The sequence below is a fragment of the Hymenobacter sp. YC55 genome, assembly GCF_029433095.1.
Taxonomy (GTDB): domain Bacteria; phylum Bacteroidota; class Bacteroidia; order Cytophagales; family Hymenobacteraceae; genus Hymenobacter.
Genome location: NZ_JARNTX010000001.1, coordinates 661208 through 680133 on the forward strand (window position 1 = coordinate 661208; position 18926 = coordinate 680133).

General features: G+C 52.0%; 17 protein-coding genes. 5 read left to right on the forward strand and 12 right to left on the reverse strand.

Annotation, left to right across the window (positions count from 1 at the left end; translation table 11 throughout):
• The first annotated feature begins 153 nt into the window (after positions 1-153).
• Positions 154-591, forward strand: a complete 438-nt coding sequence (locus P1X16_RS02825; RefSeq protein WP_277226175.1) for a YtxH domain-containing protein — start codon at positions 154-156, stop codon at positions 589-591.
• Positions 592-783: 192 nt separating this feature from the next.
• On the forward strand, positions 784-1161 hold the full coding sequence (locus P1X16_RS02830; RefSeq protein WP_277226177.1) for a YtxH domain-containing protein: 378 nt from the start codon (positions 784-786) through the stop codon (positions 1159-1161).
• Between the two features lie 655 nt (positions 1162-1816).
• Here P1X16_RS02830 and lysS read toward each other — a convergent pair.
• The 6 genes from lysS to P1X16_RS02860 form a co-directional block, all read right to left on the reverse strand.
• On the reverse strand, positions 1817-3370 hold the full coding sequence (lysS, locus tag P1X16_RS02835; RefSeq protein ID WP_277226178.1) for a lysine--tRNA ligase: 1554 nt from the start codon (positions 3368-3370) through the stop codon (positions 1817-1819).
• Positions 3371-3602: 232 nt separating this feature from the next.
• Positions 3603-4634: a hypothetical protein gene (locus P1X16_RS02840; RefSeq protein WP_277226180.1), complete on the reverse strand. Its 1032-nt coding sequence runs from the start codon at positions 4632-4634 to the stop codon at positions 3603-3605.
• Between the two features lie 297 nt (positions 4635-4931).
• Complete coding sequence (locus tag P1X16_RS02845; protein WP_277226182.1) at positions 4932-7082, reverse strand: carboxy terminal-processing peptidase; 2151 nt, start codon at positions 7080-7082, stop codon at positions 4932-4934.
• Positions 7083-7398: 316 nt separating this feature from the next.
• A complete protein-coding gene (locus P1X16_RS02850) occupies positions 7399-7893 on the reverse strand; it encodes a hypothetical protein (protein WP_277229436.1) in 495 nt (164 codons plus the stop codon).
• Between the two features lie 514 nt (positions 7894-8407).
• Positions 8408-8776 carry a hypothetical protein gene (locus P1X16_RS02855; protein WP_245122639.1) on the reverse strand — a complete coding sequence of 123 codons (369 nt, stop codon included), beginning with the start codon at positions 8774-8776 and terminating at the stop codon, positions 8408-8410.
• A gap of 115 nt (positions 8777-8891) precedes the next feature.
• Positions 8892-10082 carry a proline dehydrogenase family protein gene (locus P1X16_RS02860; protein WP_277226184.1) on the reverse strand — a complete coding sequence of 397 codons (1191 nt, stop codon included), beginning with the start codon at positions 10080-10082 and terminating at the stop codon, positions 8892-8894.
• 153 nt (positions 10083-10235) lie between these two features.
• On the opposite strand from P1X16_RS02860, the gene P1X16_RS02865 reads away from it, so the two are divergent.
• A complete protein-coding gene (locus tag P1X16_RS02865) occupies positions 10236-11333 on the forward strand; it encodes a chorismate mutase (RefSeq protein ID WP_277226185.1) in 1098 nt (365 codons plus the stop codon).
• Between the two features lie 5 nt (positions 11334-11338).
• Here the strand turns inward: P1X16_RS02865 and P1X16_RS02870 are convergent, their stop codons facing one another.
• Positions 11339-11728 (reverse strand): lipocalin family protein, encoded by a 390-nt coding sequence (locus tag P1X16_RS02870; protein WP_277226187.1) that lies wholly within the window; start codon positions 11726-11728, stop codon positions 11339-11341.
• A gap of 96 nt (positions 11729-11824) precedes the next feature.
• Positions 11825-12250 carry a hypothetical protein gene (locus tag P1X16_RS02875; protein WP_277226189.1) on the reverse strand — a complete coding sequence of 142 codons (426 nt, stop codon included), beginning with the start codon at positions 12248-12250 and terminating at the stop codon, positions 11825-11827.
• A gap of 153 nt (positions 12251-12403) precedes the next feature.
• Between P1X16_RS02875 and aroB the strand changes: the two genes are divergently transcribed.
• Positions 12404-13444 (forward strand): 3-dehydroquinate synthase, encoded by a 1041-nt coding sequence (aroB, locus tag P1X16_RS02880; RefSeq protein ID WP_277226190.1) that lies wholly within the window; start codon positions 12404-12406, stop codon positions 13442-13444.
• A gap of 186 nt (positions 13445-13630) precedes the next feature.
• Positions 13631-14851: a 3-phosphoshikimate 1-carboxyvinyltransferase gene (locus P1X16_RS02885; protein WP_277226191.1), complete on the forward strand. Its 1221-nt coding sequence runs from the start codon at positions 13631-13633 to the stop codon at positions 14849-14851.
• Here P1X16_RS02885 and P1X16_RS02890 read toward each other — a convergent pair whose 3' ends face one another.
• From P1X16_RS02890 to P1X16_RS02905, 4 genes are all read right to left on the reverse strand, one after another.
• Positions 14852-15667: a helical backbone metal receptor gene (locus tag P1X16_RS02890; RefSeq protein WP_346771228.1), complete on the reverse strand. Its 816-nt coding sequence runs from the start codon at positions 15665-15667 to the stop codon at positions 14852-14854.
• Between the two features lie 138 nt (positions 15668-15805).
• Positions 15806-16876, reverse strand: coding sequence for a M42 family metallopeptidase (locus P1X16_RS02895; protein ID WP_277226192.1), 1071 nt, complete (start codon positions 16874-16876; stop codon positions 15806-15808).
• Positions 16877-16915: 39 nt separating this feature from the next.
• On the reverse strand, positions 16916-17227 hold the full coding sequence (locus P1X16_RS02900; protein ID WP_277226193.1) for a hypothetical protein: 312 nt from the start codon (positions 17225-17227) through the stop codon (positions 16916-16918).
• Between the two features lie 20 nt (positions 17228-17247).
• Positions 17248-18813, reverse strand: a complete 1566-nt coding sequence (locus P1X16_RS02905) for an acyl-CoA carboxylase subunit beta (protein ID WP_277226194.1) — start codon at positions 18811-18813, stop codon at positions 17248-17250.
• Positions 18814-18926 lie beyond the last annotated feature (113 nt).

The following is an 18926-nucleotide window of genomic DNA, read 5'->3' on the forward strand; positions in this document are numbered from 1 at the left end:
TGGTGTTCAACGAAAACCTGTGCAGCTTAGCGCCGTATTAGGCACAGAATGACGAGCCATAATGCGCTGCTAGCAGCCTATCTATGGTGTGAGCCGCAACTCGGCTGTAGCAAGTCATCTGTCTGAAATTCATCACCTTTCTCTCTCCACACTATGTCGTATTACGAAGAAGAAGACAACTCGGGCAAAATTCTCCTCGCTGCTCTGGCTGGTGCCGGCGCCGGCATTATTGCTGGTTTGCTGATGGCTCCCGACAAAGGCAAAGCTACCCGCGAGAAAATTGGCAGCGCCGCCACAAAGTATAGTGGCCAGCTGGGCGAGCAGCTCTCGAAATACACCGAAGATTTGGATGCCAAGTTTAAAGGCTATGTAGAAAAGCTGGAAGACCTCGGTATCGGGGGCGCTGGCAGCAGCCTGAAACTGAAAGGCAGCTGGGACGACGCCAAAGGCAAGCTGAAGCAGCAATACGCGCAGCTCACCGACGAAGACCTGGAGTACGCTGAAGGCAAAAGCGACGAGCTAGTAGGCCGTTTGCAGCAAAAGCTCGGCAAAGGCAAAAGCGAAATCGTAAAATTGCTCAACGATTTGTAAGCTAAGTTTGCTTGCACAGAAAAGCCTCTGTTTTCGCGAGAAAGCAGAGGCTTTTCTGTTAACCTTGCTTTGCCAGAAGCCGTTAGCACAGAACAGGTTGAACTGTTGCCTACCCGCCTTAAGAGGCAGGTAAGTAAACCAGTAGCTAAACTCTTGGCTTCACTCTCTTTCTCACTTCATATTCGCTGCATCATGGAAGACACCAAAGGCAAAGTAATTCTCTCCTTGTTGGCTGGAGCTACTGCAGGCATTGTAGCCGGCTTGTTGCTAGCGCCCGAAACCGGCGACAAAACTCGGGCAGGTCTTAAAGAATCGGCTGGCAAACTCGGCGACGACCTCAACAAGCTGTTGAAAGAAGGACTTAACCGTATCAGTTCGCTGAAAGAACAAGCACCTGTTTCTGCTCAGCAACAGTCAGACCGCTCGGCTGCCGATAGCTTGCTCGGCTCCATCAATACGCCAGGCGGCTTCACCGAACCAGATGCCGGAAGCATTGGAGACATCGACTCTGACTACGATGGTAGTGGCGGCGACTCCCGCCATTTCCCTGGTTACGGCAGAGGGCTCTAAAAAACTTGCTGGATTTTGTAACCTGTTTCTAGCTACCCCGTTAAAGAATATATAACCGGCTTGAAAGAAGATCGGAGATTTCATTGTCGTAAAATTGCCGGCTGCTGAGCTTCTGGCGGGACTTGGTTATTAGCCCATCAGTAAAATCTAGTTCGCCCATCGCAAGCTTCTGCAATTGAACCCGATTGGAAGGGTAAGTTGGTTGTAATTCAAAAGGAAAGCCTCCCGCAATTCAATGAGCGGGAGGCTTTCTGATTTTTGGCCTCTACCCAAAGAGCCAAAGAGAATTTCTAAGAAATAATACGGCTAAGGGTAACCCTATCCGTAGAGGTGCCGTTAAAGAGAATGTAACTAGCTTGAAAGAAGCTGAGTAGTACACTTGAAGTAAAATTGCCGACAGTAAGAGCTTCTGTTTGATCGTGGTTAACTTGATCCGACAGTAAAATCGTACTTGTTCATCGCAAGCTTCTTTAAGTAAGCCTCCCAGCTGAAAGGTAAATTGGTTACAAAAGAAAGCCTCCCGCACAGTGATATGCGGGAGGCTTTCTCGATTTAAGGGCAACGCGTTTAAGGAAAAGCGTAGCAAGCTCTATAGGCCCACAAACACGAACGCCACCCAATTGAGGTGGCGTTCGTGTTAGTAAAAAGGAAGCTGCTATTGAGGTTTCGGAGCGTTTTCTGACTTGGTGTTTTCTGGCTTCATCTGCGGGAAGAACAGCACATCCTGAATCGAATTCGAGTTGGTCATGATCATGCTTAGGCGGTCGATGCCGATGCCGAGGCCCGCTGTGGGTGGCATGCCATATTCCAAGGCCCGTAAGAAATCTTCGTCGAGCACCATAGCTTCGGTGTCGCCACGCTTGCCAAGCTCCAGTTGCTCCTCGAAGCGGGCGCGCTGGTCGATAGGGTCGTTGAGTTCCGAGAAGGCGTTGCAGATTTCCTTGCCATTGCAAATAGCCTCGAACCGCTCTACCAAGCCCGGCTTGCTGCGGTGCTTCTTCGCCAGCGGCGACATTTCCACGGGGTAGTCGGTAATGAACGTTGGCTGAATCAGCTTGGGCTCTACATGCTCGCCAAAGATTTCGTCGATGATCTTGGCTTTGCCCATGCTTGGGTCGAGGCCTACTTTCAACTCCTTGGCCGCCGCACGCAATTCCTCTTCCGACTTGCCATCAATGTTGAGGCCGGTGAAGTGTTCAATGGCTTCGGCCATGGTGTAGCGCTTCCAAGGGCGCTGGAAGTTGATGCGGTTCTCGCCTACCTGCACTTCGGTTTGGCCGTGCAAGGTTAGCGCCACCCGCTCTACCATTTCCTCTACTAGGTCCATCATCCAGTAGTAGTCTTTGTAGGCTACGTAGAGCTCCATCTGCGTGAACTCCGGGTTGTGGAAGCGCGACATGCCTTCGTTGCGGAAGTCCTTGCTGAACTCGTACACCCCATCAAAACCGCCTACAATCAGACGCTTTAAATACAGTTCGTTGGCAATGCGCAGGTACAGCGTCATGTCCAACGTGTTGTGGTGGGTCTTGAAGGGCCGGGCCGCCGCGCCGCCGTAGAGCGGCTGCAAGATCGGGGTTTCCACTTCTAGGTACCCTTTGTCGTTGAGGTAATTGCGCATGGCCTGCACCAACTGCGTCCGCTTCACGAAAGCGTCACGTACCTGCGGGTTCACTACCAAGTCCACGTAACGTTGGCGGTAGCGCTGCTCAGGATCCGTAAAGGCATCGTAGGTCTTTTTCTCGCCCGTGGCTTCGTCTACGGCTTCGCGCACAACTGGCAGGGGGCGTAGGCTCTTGCTCAAAAACTTGAACTCCGTAACGTGAATGGAGATTTCGCCAACCATTGTGGTGAACACACGGCCTTTTACGCCCACAAAGTCGCCGAGGTCTACGAGCTTCTTGAACACGTTATTGTAAAGCGACTTGTCTTCACCAGGACATATTTCGTCGCGGTTTACATAGAGCTGAATGCGGCCCGAGGAATCCATCAACTCGGCAAATGATGCTTTCCCCATCACCCGCACCGACATAATCCGGCCCGCTAAGCTTACTTCCTGAAAGTTGTTGAGCTCGGGATGGTAATTGTCGAGGATTTCCTGAGCGTAGAAATTCACGTCGAACAGCTCGGACGGATACGGCTCGATGCCAAGCTTGTGAAGCTCGTCGAGCTTGTTGCGGCGAATTATTTCTTGTTCGCTAAGATGGTGCATGGGGCATGGTGTAAAAAGAAGGCCCGCACAGGGCCAAAAAAGACGAACTGCAAAAATAGGATGGTCCGCTCGGCTAACCTAACCGGTACTTGCCCGTGTTGGTTTTCCACTGATAGCTGGCAGTACGTAGCTTATAAGTTGCTAGACGACTACAAGCAAAAAGCGCCGTCTCCCTGAGACGGCGCTTTGGTGTATATGGAGTAGGATCTAGCTAATAAGAGCAATGCAAACCTTATGCCGCAATTCCCATTTGTGGGGCCGGTGCCTCGCCCGTAATCGTGGGCTGCACGCGGGTGCGTAGGCGCTCCTCTACGAAGCTATTACGCAAGTGCTTTGGCAACTCGTCAACCAATTGCTGGTAGCGCTCTAGGCCGATAGCCTTGGCTACATACGTTTCGTGGATACCATTGAGGTAGCTCACAATGTTGAGCAGCGACTGATGGAAGAGTTTGAAATCAATCTCCGCCTCGATGTAGCGCTCAATCTCGCGGCTAGTCTGCGAGATGCGCAAGCGGCCTAGCAAGTCGAAGATGGTGGTGTAGCCTAAACGCCACGTAATCTGCTGCCAATGCGAAGCTGTCCACTTGTCGAGCACCTTGCCCGTCTTCTGGCTGCGCAGAGCCGTGTTGGGGTTAGCTTGCACTTGCAAGCGCGTAGCCTGTGCCTTCATCTTGCGGGTGGTACGCAAAAACTGGCCAATCTGCGCTTGGGCATCAATCTCCTTGCTGGCAATGTTAAGCCCGGCTTTGTAGCCAGCCAGCGGCAAGCGGTGAATGCTAAAGTCGCCGTAGGCACCGGCCGCGTAGAACGATATTGGGCGTGGATATGCATTGCGCACTACCAAGCGCCCTACCTCGCGGCGCACCAGCGAAGGGTTGTTGTTGCGTACACCAGCTGTGAACAAGAACGCCTGCAAGCCAGCCATGATGGTATGGTATGCCTGCGGGAACGTCCAGTGCAGGGCGTTGCGTAGATAGTCTTCATCGCCTAGCTCGGCCGTAGAGCGTAGCGCGTATTCAGTGCTCCAGCACGAATGCAATAGCTTAGTTACAGCCGTTAGGTCTGCTTCAGTAAGCTCGGCCTGGTGTGCCCGGAAGAACGGCAAGTGCTGCAAGCCGCCAGTAGCGTCGTCGGCCTCTTGAATATGATAGTTAATGGCGAAGAAGTAGTTGAGGAAAACCTGCGCCGGGATAGACTTGCGCCAGGTCTCGTCAGCTAGCTTCTGCTGCTCGTCCGTCACGAGCGGAATGATAGGTGTTTCCATGTTCGTCGTCATGCTAGTTTAACATGAAGGTATAGTTTATAGTTCTTATTTGCTAAAAATATTGGGTGAAATTTAATGATTTTTAGTAGTTGATTATCAATGATTTATGTAGGTGAAACAGCCTGTTATTTAGTGGGCAATTTAGGGCTGATTTGCTAAGTATGTTAACGTGTGGTTGTCTCATTAGTTTTCTAACAAGAAAAAGCCCCCGCTGCTATAGCAACGGGGGCTTTTTTTTGTCAATTGAATTAGTATCTAGGAAGGCTAAGTGAACCTTTCCTGACGACTAAGCCGCTATTACATCTGATCTTTCACTACGGACACAGCTTCGCGAAGCGTAATGTCCTTGTTTAGATTTTTAGTAAAGCGCGAAGCACGGTTGATTTCTACCGTATCGGAGCCTAGAGCCCGCAAGTCAGCAGAGAGGGGAGCAATAGCTATAGGCGCGGCGGCCTTCTGCGCGGCCTCATATTTATCAGACTCAGCTTTGTTGGTTTGCTGCTCGGCGCGGTAAGCGGTCAGTTTCAACGATACTTTCGTATCGTCCTTGCGCTTGCGCATCCGCTGGGCTAACTCGTTTACAAGACGGAAGCTTGGGCTAGCAGCTACACGAGCTTGGCTAGCAGTACGCAACTTATCAGTAGCAGGAGCTTGTGCCCAAGGGCGGTAGCGAGCTGGCGTGATTTCATCCCACTTCAATGGGTAATCCGACTCTTTTTCGCCCTGATCAAGATAGCTGTATGCATCTGGCAAAATAATGTCTGGTACTACACCTTTGAACTGAGTCGAGCCACCGTTGATGCGGTAGAACTTCTGCGTAGTCAGCTTCAGCGAGCCAAAAGGCTTGATGCTGTTAAACTCGGAAGGAAGAGCATCATCAAGGTCGAAGATACGCTGCACCGTGCCTTTGCCATAGGTGCTGGCCGCACCCATAATTACACCACGCTTGTAGTCCTGAATGGCAGCAGCCAGAATCTCGGAAGCCGAAGCGCTATACTTGTTTACAAGCACCACCAGCGGACCGCTGTACTGCACGCGGGGGTCACGGTCGTTGAGCACGCTAGGTGCGCCCTGAGGACCCTTTACCTGCACTACTGGACCGCTGTCAATGAACAGACCTGCCATTTCTACGGCGTCTTGCAAAGAACCACCACCGTTGAAGCGTAAATCAAGTACTACGCCCGATACATTCTCTTGCTTGAGTTTTTCGAGTTCTTTCTTCACGTCTTCGGCTGAGCTGCGGCCGCCATTGTCGTTGAAGTCGGCATAGAAGGTAGGAAGCTTGATGTAGCCAATCTTCTTACCGCTTTCGTTGATAGTAGCCGACTGCGCGAAGGTTTCCTTGATCACCACTACATCGCGGATGATAGAGATAATCTTAGTGCTGTTGTCAGGCTTCTTTACTGTGAGACGAACCTCACTGCCTTTCTTGCCTTTGATCATCGACACTGCCTTGTCGAGGCGCAAACCTTCTACCGATACTGGTTCGGCATCGCCTTGCGCAACGCGGGTGATGATGTCGCCAGCTTTCAACTCACCTTGACGGTAAGAAGCACTGCCAGGAATAATATCAGATACTTTGATCTGACCGTCTTTTTCTTGCAGCGAAGCACCAATACCTTCGAAACGGCCGGTCATTGCCTGGTCGAACGATTCTTTATCGCGCGGAGCGAAGTATTCGGTGTGGGGGTCGTAGGTGTTAGCAATAACGTTGGCATACATGGCCAAACGGTCATTTGCATCGTTTTGAAGCAGGTCGTTGAACTGGTCGTCGAAGTACTTCAGTACGCGCTTACGGGCTTCGATTTCCATCTCAGCAGGCGTACGGGTTGGCTCAGAAGTGGTAGCTGGCGAAGGGGTAACACTAGTCGAAGCCAGCGGCTTGTCTTTTTTCTTTGCTTGAGCGTCCATCATTTCCGAAACGCGCACCAAGGTCTGATACTTCAAGAACTTGCGCCATTCTTCACGCTGCGCGGCCTTGTCGGCAGCGAAGCTAGCTTTGTCGGGCTCGGTCTCGAAAGTCTCTTCCGTGGTAAAATCGAAAGGCTTCGTTAGAATGTCACGATACAAAGCTTGCACGTCTTTCACGCGCTGATCAAGCAGAACATTGGTTTGGTCCATGAATTCGTGAGTGCCACGCTTCACTTCCTCATCAATATCACTCTGGAATTTTGTGCGAAGCTGGGCCACATCAGAGGCCAGCAAAAATTTCTTATTGGAGTCTACACGCTTCAGATACAGATCAAAGACACGCTTGGAAAAGGTATCATCGAGCTTTTCAGGCTGGTAGTGCATCGTAGTGAGGCCCTGTAGCATGGCCTGAACCAGCACGGCGTCCTTCTGAGGCGTCCGCGCATCACTACGACGGTAGAGCTTGTAGGAAGCCAGCACGAAAACTGCCAGCACCACCGCGGCATACAAGCCTATCTTGATTCGGGGAAAAGACATGGAAAATCGAGTGAAATGGAGGAAAATCAATTGTAACAAAGCGCCGTTCTGATACTTACGGCACGGTAGCAGCCCTGGTTAAACTAAAAACGCCGAAGGTTAAGAAATAAGTGCCATCAGGCGCTGCTATTCTAGAAACAAAGACAAATAAGTTGCTTTAAAGTTGTCTGCTTTCTAGAGCGTACAGGTGCTAAAAACGGGCCAAAGAACGAAATATGTTATTTCGGCAGGTGCAGTAATTTACTGATTCTCTCCAGACAAAAAAAGCCCCCTCCTAGAACTAGGAGGGGGCTTTTGAGGATGAGCTACTTAGCGGCTAGTACCGACGTACTTTGTCACCGTTGCTGCGGCGGAATTCTTCTTCGAAATAACGAGCATCTTCATCGTTGCGGGGATTTACACCCATCACAATGCCGCCATTCTTGATGTCGGACTCATACTCTTTGGCGTGCTCCTCAGGAATACCCGAGCCTACCAGAGCGCCTACTAGGCCACCCGTCAGGCCACCGGCACCAGCACCAGCCAAAGCTGCTGCAATAGGACCAGCAATGATCAAGCCCAAGCCTGGAAGAGCTACCGAAGTACCAATAGCTGCAATGGCGCCAATTACGGCACCGGCTGTGCCACCGATAGCTGAACCTACGCCAGCACCTTCCATGGCCTTGTCGCCAAGCTCGGTATCAGCTGTGTCGCTGCCGAAGTGCGTTTTGCGCGTTTCGTCAGACATGAGCACGTTCACATCGTCTTTAGTGTAGCCGCGCGACGATAATGACTGATATGCTTGCTCAGCGCTGCTGCGGTCACGGAACATGCCCGTCATCATACCGCCTCTGCTAGAGGTAGAGCTGTTGCCAGTTAGGGCGTTGCCTGCGTCACTAGCAGCATTTTGTACGGCATCAATGCCAGCGCCAACAGTTGCGCCTGCTGAACCTGCTAGAGCAGCTCCTTTTTGAGTGGCACTGTAGTCGTGAGTAGGATTAGTATCTGCACCGCTGATGCTAGAATCGCCAGTGCTGGAGTTGCCTAAGTTGCCGCTCGAAGTAGCGTTAGAACCCATAGAGCCGCTGCCAAAGCCAGTGCCAGCATTGCCAGTACCATAGTTTGAACCTGAACCAGTACCGGTATTCATCGGGTTATTCGATTCGTTGGTGTTCATGTGCGAGAGATGTTAAGTTGAAAAGGTGGGGAAAGGAAGCAATCAATGCAGCTGTGAAAGTGGAATGCTGCACCGAATGTGAGTAGCTAAACGCGACCGTTCCTATAGGGGTTACACATATAATTAAGGCATCCCTATTTTTCAACTATTTTCTTTGCACAGCCGAGCTTTAGCCCCACCGTTCGTAGTTGGCATCGTCTTGCCAGAACGCCCTGCACTCCCGGCGCATATTCTTTAACAGGTCTTCTTGGTGCTTAAGGGTGCGCCATTCGCCCATTCCGAGCCGCTCACAGAGTTTGTAAAAATTATCGCCTTGCCCTTTCGAGCCTTCTACTTTAACAAGGCAGCTTAGTATAGGGCGCCCCGCTTTGTATTCCTGTTCCGAAATTTCAGCTAGGAGTTCGTTTAAGCGGCCTTTCTCGTGCGAGATGTCCAGATTAAGGCCCAATTCGGCCTCCTGTACAAGATTCAGGTAGCTGATAGTGCCTACCTGGTGGCGGGAAAAGCGAATTAAATGGCTGCGAATTCGGCCGAACATGGGCAGAGGGGATGGGATTAAAGACGGAAAGTACAAAAAAGCCCGTTGTTCCAGAGCGGTATCTGAAACAACGGGCGGCGGCTACCCAAAACCGTGCCGAATAGGCAAAACAATCCTAACGTCCTTGGCGTCGTCTTATTTCTTTTTGGATGAGAAGAAATTCGCGGCTGCTTTGACCAGCAATAGCCGTATTCTCATCGGCCCGCCGCAGCAAATAGGGCATAACGGCGTCTACGGGGCCATAGGGCACGTATTTAGCGGTGTTGTAACCGGCGTGCGCAAGGTTATAACTTAGGTTGTCGCTCATGCCATAGAGCTGGGCAAACCAGATGCGCTGGTCACCGGGCTGCACGTCGTACTCTTGCATCAGTTGGGTGAGCAACTTGGAGCTAGCTTCGTTGTGCGTGCCAGCGCAAATGCTGATTCGGTCGACGTGCTGCACACAATAGCGCAACGACTCGTCGTAGAGCGCATCTGTTTCCTGCTTGGTAGGGTTGATAGGGTTTTTGTAGCCGCGCTGCGTAGCCACACGCGCTTCTTTTTCCATGTAAGCACCGCGTACCAACTTGCCGCCCAAGAAGTAGCCTTCACGTTTGGCCACATCGTGTGCCTCCTTGATGGCGTCGAGCCGGTCGTGGCGGTAGAGCTGGTAGGTGTTCCAGACGATGGCCGACTCGCGGTTGTATTTGCGCATCATTTCGTAAGCCATGTTGTCGATGGTCTGCTGAAACCAGCTTTCTTCAGCATCAACAAACACGCGTACGCCATACTGATGAGCCCGGTGGCAAATGGCATCCATACGGGCATGGGCCCGGTCGTAGCTGGCTTGCTCGACAGGCGTAAGAGGTTTGCCGGCCTGTATCTTCTCAAGCAATGCGCTGTCGGCTAAGCCCGTTACTTTAAAGACCGAAAACGGGATATGCGTGGAGCGGTGTGCTAAGTCGAGGGTAGCTAGGATTTCGTCGCGGGTTTGGTCGAAGCTTTTGTCGCTGCCTTCACCTTCCACCGAGTAGTCGAGAATGGTGCCGATGCCGTACCGACCAAGCTCGGCAATTACCGGAATACATTCTTTAATGGTTTCGCCACCGCAGAACTGCCGGAAAATAGAGTTCTTAATTAGAAACTTCGTGCCGGGTAGATTCCACTTTAGTGCCGTTTTCATTAAGCCTCCGCCAGTTTTTACCAGCGTATTGTTGTTCATGGAGGCGAAAAGGGCATACATCTTTCGCAACTCCGCATCTGACTTGGAGGCGAAGGCAACAGCAGTGTCATCAAAAGAAACCGGCGGGGCTTGGGTTACAGGCATTGGGTGTAGCTTTGGGCGGAAGTTTAGGTAGACAAAGGTAGCCTTTAAACAAGATTTTGCCGGGCTTAGTTGTCGACCCATCTATCTTGCACTAAACACAGTTATTCTCGCATTCATTCATCGAATCTGCGACTTCTCTATTTCCTTTTTCTCATGCAAACTTCTTCGGCTCCCGATACTTTCTTCACCCGCCACCTCACTGCCAAAGGTAGTCCCTTGCTTATTGCGGGTCCTTGCTCAGCCGAAACCGAAGAGCAAGTGCTGGCCACTGCGCACGGCCTGAAGGCTCTCGGCAAAATAGATTTGTTTCGGGCTGGTATTTGGAAGCCGCGCACCAAGCCGGGCGGATTCGAGGGAATGGGTTCAGTAGCCTTGCCTTGGTTGCAGCGGGTGAAAGCCGAAACAGGCATTCCGACTACTGTGGAAGTGGCCACGCCACGCCACGTAGAAGAGGCGCTAGAACACGGCATTGATGTGCTCTGGATTGGGGCTCGTACTACCGTAAACCCCTTTGCGATTCAAGAACTGGCCGATGCGTTGGCTGGAACGGGTGTACCGGTAATGGTGAAAAACCCAGTAAACCCCGATGTAGCCTTATGGGCCGGCGCACTGGAGCGCTTAGAGCGGGCAGGTATCACCGACTTGGCGGCAATTCACCGGGGCTTCAGCACGTTTGCTCCCTCGCGCTACCGCAACGCCCCCACCTGGATTCTGCCCATCGAGTTGAAGAGCCGTTTTCCGCAGCTGCCGCTTATCTGCGACCCTAGCCATATTGGTGGCCGTCGCGACCTACTGTTGCCCATCGCTCAAAAAGCCCTCGACCTCGACTACGACGGCTTGATGATAGAGACGCACCCCGACCCCGACCACGCCCTCAGCGACGCTGCCCAGCAAGTAACGCCAGAGCGCCTAGGCGAAATCTTCAATGAGTTGCGCTTCCGCTACCGCTCTTCCAACAATGCCGAGTACCTAAACAAAGCCGAGGAGCTACGGCACAAGATGGATGAAGCCGACCGCGAAATTATGGAAGGTCTGGCGCGACGTATGGCGCTAGTGGGTGAACTAGCCGAATACAAAAAAGAAAACGACGTTAAAATCCTGCAAATGGACCGTTGGAATGAGATTTTTGAATCTCGGCAAGCGTGGGCTCGCAAGCTAGGAGTCAACGAGAAGTTCATTGCCGAACTCTACAAACTGGTTCACTTGGAAAGCATCCGGCGGCAAACCGAAATTATGCAGCGGCCTGAATAGCGGAACTAGTCGCGCCGATAAGTCATGCGAAAAAGATCCACACACAAACCATAATCAATTACCAACTCGGAGGGCTTAATAGTGTAGGCTGGCGAACCACTAGGAAAAGCAGATGAGGTTTTTAACTCAAGCACAGGAACGTCATTTGGCGAGCACGGAGTTTTGCCTGTGGTAAAAGCATATGTGCCACGTGCTTCTTCTTTGTTGTCTTTGTAGAACACAACACTGCCATCTGCTTTAAACTCGACAGCTACATTGGGCGTCGGACTTGGCACGCAGTAGCATTCCACACTAGTTAGCTGCCAACGACCAACTATAATAGCTGGTCCAGCATCCTTGTCTGGCTTGCAGGCACTTATACTACATAAGAGCAAGGAGGCATAAAGCAGCTTCATGGCTTGCAGTGAATAGAGGTAAGGGTGGTTGCTATCGGGCGCAAATTCCTTTTGCCGATAGCAACCACTTACTGGATCAAATCAGAAAGTGGCGCACTAATTCTTTTGGGCTATCCGAACGTAGCGGTGTTCGAAAGGCTCGCCGTTGGAGTCGCGCAATTGAAGACTGTTGCCCGATATAGAGTATAGTTGCGTACCCCGGTAGCCCCGGTACATCAGCACCTGACGAACGGGTTTCCCAAGCCCTTGCCGTTCGCGCCGAACCGCAAAGACAGTGGCACTCACAAAATTGTCGTCCTCATAAAAGCGGGCTCGGCCGCGCCGGTCGAACTCAACTACCACACGGTGGCCCGTGCTAGCTGGCGTAAGTACGGGCGAGTTGGGAGCAGCCGTTTGCTGCCACTCCCAACGCCCTACTAACTGTTCTTCTGGTTTAGGTATAGATTCACGTTGACAAGCAACCCACAGTGGAACGGCTGAGAGTAGCACGGCGGCAGATAAGCCGCGCAAATAGGAAGGCATAACTAATATAGAATGTAAGTTGCAGTTGTATGAGTAAGGCCAAGCCTGTAGGGTTGCATTAAAGAATCTTATTTTTGCGCCTTATTCATGATGAAATTGTCCTCAGCAAATGCCATACCTGAACGGTCCCATTTCTTCTAAAAGGAATCAAATTTGAATAATAAAGTATCCATCGGTTCGGAGGCCCTGCCAGCCTTAGCCGAGTTGCTGCGCCAGCCCGCTGTTAGTCAAGTATTTGTACTCACGGACGCTAATACCAGCCGGTTGTGTTATCCGCTGCTGCGTTTTTACTTGCCCGAAGCTCATTCTCTAATTGAGATTCCCGCTGGTGAAGAAGCCAAGACGTTAGACTCCTGCGAGGTTGTTTGGAACGAGCTAACTGAGCAGCGAGCCGACCGATTTGCGGTTCTTGTAAACCTTGGCGGTGGTGTGGTAACGGACCTAGGTGGTTTCTGCGCGTCGTTGTACAAACGGGGTATTCGGTTTGTGCAGGTGCCCACCACGCTGCTCGCGCAGGTAGATGCCAGTGTGGGCGGCAAGACGGGTATTGATTTCCAGGGTTTTAAGAACCATTTAGGCGTTTTTCAGGAGCCAGCAGGCGTTTTCATTGATCCTAAGTTTCTGGATACCTTGGACCCACGCCAGCTGAAATCGGGCTATGCTGAAGTGGTAAAACATGCGCTGATTGCCGATGCAGCTGCTTTTCGGGAGCAGCGGATCAATAGCGTCTTCATAGACAACTGGACCGATACCATTCGGCATTCTGTGGCGCTGAAGCAGGAAATTGTGACTCAAGATCCTCTGGAGAACGGTCCACGCAAGCTGCTCAACTTCGGACACACGGTAGGTCATGCGCTGGAAAGCTTCTTGTTGTCGCAGCCGGGCCGTGAGATTTTGCATGGCGAAGCAGTAGCTGCAGGTATGATTTGCGAAGCTTGGTTGAGCGTTCAGCACGGCTTGCTCGATGAGAATGAACTGGACCAAATCGAGACTTTCTTGTTCTCAGTTTTCGAAAAGGTGCAGTTTGTCTCCTTAGAGACCGAAGCTATTGCTGATTACGCTCGTCAGGACAAGAAAAATGCCGGCTCTACGATCAACTGTACCCTGCTCGAAAGCATAGGCCGCGGCGTTTACAACCAGCCCGTAACGGTAGCAGAAATAGCGTCATCCTTGCGGTATTATCACAGGTTGTAAAGCCAGCCGTACCGGCCTGAGTGGCTGTAGTGGTAAGCGGCATTACAGATACGTATCCGCTACCGTGGTGCAGGTACAAACCCATTTGTTGAATTCATTTTTCACCTATTCACCGAGCAACAGCTTGGTGTTACATTCTTAACCGCCATTAGCTCTTCAGTCAACCTTACCTGGCCTGGTGGTCCGTTGCGCGGGACAGCGCAATTACCGGCGTCGAAAAGCGAAAGTAACCGTGCCCTTATCCTGCGAGCGTTAGCTGGCGGAGGCCAACTCGATAATCTGTCGGATGCCAACGACACGCAGCTTATGCAGCGCTTATTGGCTGATCCTACTGCCGAAGTGCTCGACGCCGAAGATGCCGGGACCGTCATGCGTTTCCTAACAGCTTATTTGGCCGTGACCGACCGTCATGCGCTGCTCACAGGCACCGCCCGCATGCGTGAGCGGCCCATAGGCGTCCTAGTCGAGGCTTTGTGTCAACTCGGGGCCGATATTGCTTACGAAGAAGCAGAAGGCTATCCGCCTTTGCGCTTGCGCGGTTGGCACCAAGTAGAAGGGCAGGAGCCACAAGCAGACGAAACCGAACCCATTGAGTTGAAAGTACGCGGCGACATCAGCAGCCAGTACATATCGGCCCTGCTGATGGTTGGGCCAATGCTGCCAACTGGACTGCGGCTTTGGCTTACCGGCAAAGTAGGGTCGCGCCCCTATATCCGCATGACCATGGCGCTTATGCAGCATTTCGGGGGCCAGTGCCGCGACTTAGGTACAGCGCTGGAGGCCCGTGCCGGCCGCTACCAACCCGCCGATTATACGATTGAGTCGGACTGGTCGGCGGCTAGCTACTGGTATGCTATGGTGGCGTTGGCGCCGGCTGGCTCACACCTCACGCTGCCCGGTCTGCGCCGCTACTCTTGGCAAGGCGACCAAGCTATAGTCGATATAATGGCGCAGCTAGGCGTGGCAACCGAGTTCTTGTCGGATGGTGTGCGCCTGATGCAAACACCTCCCTCAGCTGGTTTCACGCAAGACTTCACCGACTGCCCTGACTTGGCGCAAACCGTAGCTGTAGTAGCTGCTGCCCTAAACGTGCCCGTCCTCATGACCGGCTTGGAAAGCCTCCGGATCAAGGAAACTGACCGGATATTTGCTTTGCAAACTGAACTCGCCAACTTCGGCGCTTTCTTGACGGAAGAAACAGAAGGCTATTTCCGCGTCTCGACCGAACAATTCAGGGTAAACGGCCAAACCGTAGCCACCTACCACGACCACCGCATGGCTATGGCCTTCGCACCGCTGGCGTTACGTGGCCCACTTACCATCGAAACGCCGCAAGTAGTGCGCAAGTCGTATCCGCAATTCTGGTCGGAATTGGAAAAGGCTGCCTTCGTTACTGATTTCCGCTGATTAGCCAGCGGAAATCAGTTCATGGAGGTACGCTGCCGAATGACGTAACCGGCTGCCGTACCAACTAAACAACTCGCCGTCCACAATTCGTATTTGTGCTGACGGGCAAATGGCTTGAAATTCGGCTATGTGCTTTTCGCCGAACGAATAGGGCTCCGAAGACAGCAAAATCTGTTGCGGCGCAACGGTGGCTAGTTGCTCGGCAGTCACTTCGGGGTAGCGGCTTAGGTGAGCAAATGCGTTTTGAAAGCCAGCACGGTGCAGCAAATCATCAATGAACGTGCTTGGTGCAGCTACCATGTAGGGCTTACGCCAAATGAAGTAAGCACCCGTAATGGGTGTGGCTGCTGCTTTCAGTAGCGCGAAAGAAGTGGCTATGTCGGTTGCTAGAGCATCAGCTTTTTCCTTGCGCCCGGTGATTAACCCGATCCGTCGAATCATGTCGAGAGCTTCATCTAAGGTAGCAATATCACTGAGCCACACCGGGTATTGGGCCGCCAACTGCTCTATTCCCTCCCGATAGTTTTCTTCCTTATTACCCAGAATAAGGTCTGGCTTTAAATCAGCTATTTTCTCGAAGTCGAAGTTTTTGGTTCCCCCCACCACGGCTGCCGTTTTCCTGGCTTCGGCAGGATGAATACAGAATTTCGTCACCCCAACCACTCGCTCCCCTAGCCCTAAGTCGAACAGCAGTTCCGTTTGAGAAGGCACCAAGGATACTATCCGTTTCGGGGGAAATGGCACCGCTACCCGCCGATTCATTTGGTCGGTGACGGTGAGCGGTACCCTTAAATTTCCGAGTTGCTCGAGTTGCACAGCTTTAGAGCTTCTAGATGATGGTAGGGGAGAAATAAGCCATAGCATGCCCCTCTAAAAGTGACAGTGAAAGCAAAACAAACGGCTGCTCCAAGCAGGAGCAGCCGTTGAATAGATTCCAGCCTCAGCTGACCTGGTTTATTTGAAATAGCGGAAGTCATGGTTGTCTTCGATGCGCAACAGCGTTTCGTAGATAAGCTTAGTGACATTTTCCACGTCATCTTTATGCACGGTTTCAACAGTGGTGTGCATATACTTGAGTGGTAACGAAATCAAGGCCGATGCAACACCGGCGCCAGAGTAAGCAAATGCATCGGTGTCGGTGCCAGTGGCGCGGGTAGCGGCAGCCCGTTGGAACGGAATTTCCGCTTCTTGCGCCGTGCGCAAGATCAAGTCACGCAGGTTGTTCTGAACAGCCGGGCCGTAGGTTATCACGGGTCCTTTGCCGCAGAACAAGTCGCCGGCGGTTTTCTTCTCGTACATCGGCGACTGAGTGTCGTGCGTTACGTCCGTAATAATGGCTACGTCGGGCTGAATCCGATGCGCCACCATTTCGGCACCCCGCAAGCCTATTTCTTCCTGCACCGCATTTACGATGTAGAGACCATAAGGCAGGGTGTTGCCGTTTTCTTTCAGCATGCGTGCCACTTCAGCAATCATGAAGCCACCCACGCGGTTGTCGAGTGCCCGGCCCACATAGAACTTGTCGTTGAGCACCATGAACTCGTCTTCAAACGTGACGACCGAGCCAACATGAATACCCATTTCCTCGACTTCTTCCTTACTTGAAGCGCCGCAGTCCAGGAACACAGTTTCAATAGTAGGAGCCTTGTCCTGCTCCACTTTGCGCACGTGAATGGCAGGCCAGCCAAACACTGCTTTCACAATGCCCTTGGCCGTGTGAATATTCACCCGTTTGCTAGGCGCCACCAGCGGGTCAGAGCCGCCATTGCGACGCAGATACAAGAAGCCTGATTCAGTAATGAAATTGACGAAGTAGCTGATTTCATCGGCATGCGCCTCAATCACCACCTTGTACTTGGCTTCTGGATTAATAACGCCTACTACCGTACCATAAGTGTCAACAAAATACTCGTCGATGTACGGCTTGATGTAATCCAACCAAATTTTCTGTCCTTCTTTCTCGAAGCCGGTAGGAGATGGGTTATTGAGGTACTTCTGTAAAAAGTCGAAAGATTCTTGACGCATAAAAACTTGTGACGAACGGAGAGTAAAAGGATGTAGTGGCTAACGATAAAATCGAAAGCTACCGAAAACAGTACGTCCTACTAGGGCGACTGTAGCAAGAAAGAATAAGCCACCGCCAGCAGGTAAGTTAACTGTTGCCAATAGACCAGCCACCATTTGCCAGTAGCCAAGCTGAGTTAGGTTGCTACCGGCCCAGGTAGCAAGGCCAGGTTTGTTGATTATTTTATCGGCATCATAGCCACTCAATATTTCCAAATTACCATTGCGCACTGATCTACCAAGAGAAATGATAAGTGCACCTATTGCCACAAAAATTGCAGCAGGCAACAATAAATAGAGAGTAGGAGACATGTCTTATTCAGTGTAATAGCTTACAATGGAATGTTGCCGTGCTTCTTACGAGGCATGGTATCTACTTTGTTTTCCAGCATCTTAAATGCCCGAATTAGTTTCTGCCGGGTTTGAGAAGGCAGGATGACTTCGTCCACAAAACCACGGTGGGCGGCTCGGTAAGGAGTTGCAAATTTCTGCTGGTACTCGTCTACTTTCTCCTGCAGTTTGGCTTCCGGATCCGCGGCCGCAGCTATTTCACGCTTGAAAATAATTTCGGCGGCGCCTTTGGCGCCCATCACCGCAATTTCGGCTGTTGGCCAAGCGTAGTTCATGTCGGCTCCGATGTGCTTGCTGTTCATTACGTCGTAGGCACCCCCATAGGCTTTGCGCGTGATGACAGTAATGCGTGGCACAGTGGCTTCGCAAAACGCATAAAGCAGCTTGGCGCCGTTGGTGATAATACCGCGCCACTCTTGGTCGGTGCCAGGCAAGAAGCCCGGTACGTCTTCCAGCACCAGCAACGGAATGTTGAACGAGTCGCAGAACCGTACGAATCGCGCGGCCTTGGTGCTGGCATTAATGTCGAGTACGCCAGCCAACACGGCCGGTTGATTGCCTACGATGCCAATGCTACGGCCCCCAAGGCGAGCAAAGCCTACTACAATATTCTCGGCGAAATTCTGGTGCACCTCCAGAAAGGAGTCAGCATCGATAATGCCCTCAATCACCTCCCGAATGTCGTAGGGCTGGTTGGGATTTTCAGGGATGATATTGTCGAGAGCGGGGCGTTCTTCGTTGCCGGCTTCGTACGGAACTGCCGGCGCTGTTTCCTCGCAGTTTTGGGGCATGTAGCTCAGCAACTGCTTGAGGTGATTGATGCAGGCCACCTCGTTGGCGCACGAGAAATGCGTAACGCCGCTTTTTGTGGAGTGCGTGCTGGCACCGCCTAGTTCCTCACTGGTTACGTTTTCGTGCGTTACCGTCTTCACCACGTTAGGCCCAGTCACGAACATGTAGCTCGTGTCTTCTACCATCAAAATAAAGTCGGTAATAGCCGGCGAGTATACTGCGCCGCCTGCACACGGCCCCATAATAGCCGACAACTGCGGTACCACACCGGAGGCCAGGGTATTCTTGTAGAAGATGTCAGCATAACCGCCGAGGCTCACTACGCCCTCCTGAATCCGGGCGCCGCCTGAGTCATTGAGGCCAATGACAGGTGCGCCATTCTTCATGGCCAAGTCCATAATCTTCACGATTTTCTCGGCGTGCGTTTCACTTAGTGAACCGCCGAAAACCGTGAAATCTTGTGAGAAGACGTACACAAGCCGTCCGTTCACGGTGCCGTAGCCAGTTATTACTCCGTCGCCGAGGTAGTACTCCTTATCAAGACCAAAGTCCTTGGAGCGGTGCATGACGAACTTGCCGATTTCCTCGAACGAGCCTTCATCGAGCAACAAGTCTACCCGTTCCCGCGCTGTGAGCTTGCCTTTCTTATGCTGCGCATCGATGCGCGCTTGGCCGCCGCCAAGCAGGGCTTCTTGGTTTTTGCGTTCGAGAACTTCAAGTTTGCTCAAATGGGCTTCCGCCTGCGGATCAGACATGGAGTGGGAATTCAGATTAGACAAGTATGAATTAGGTCAGTAAATCAAAGGTAATGTAGCGACATAGAAAAGCCGCACCAGAATTCCGGGGCGGCTACTTGGACTTGGCATAC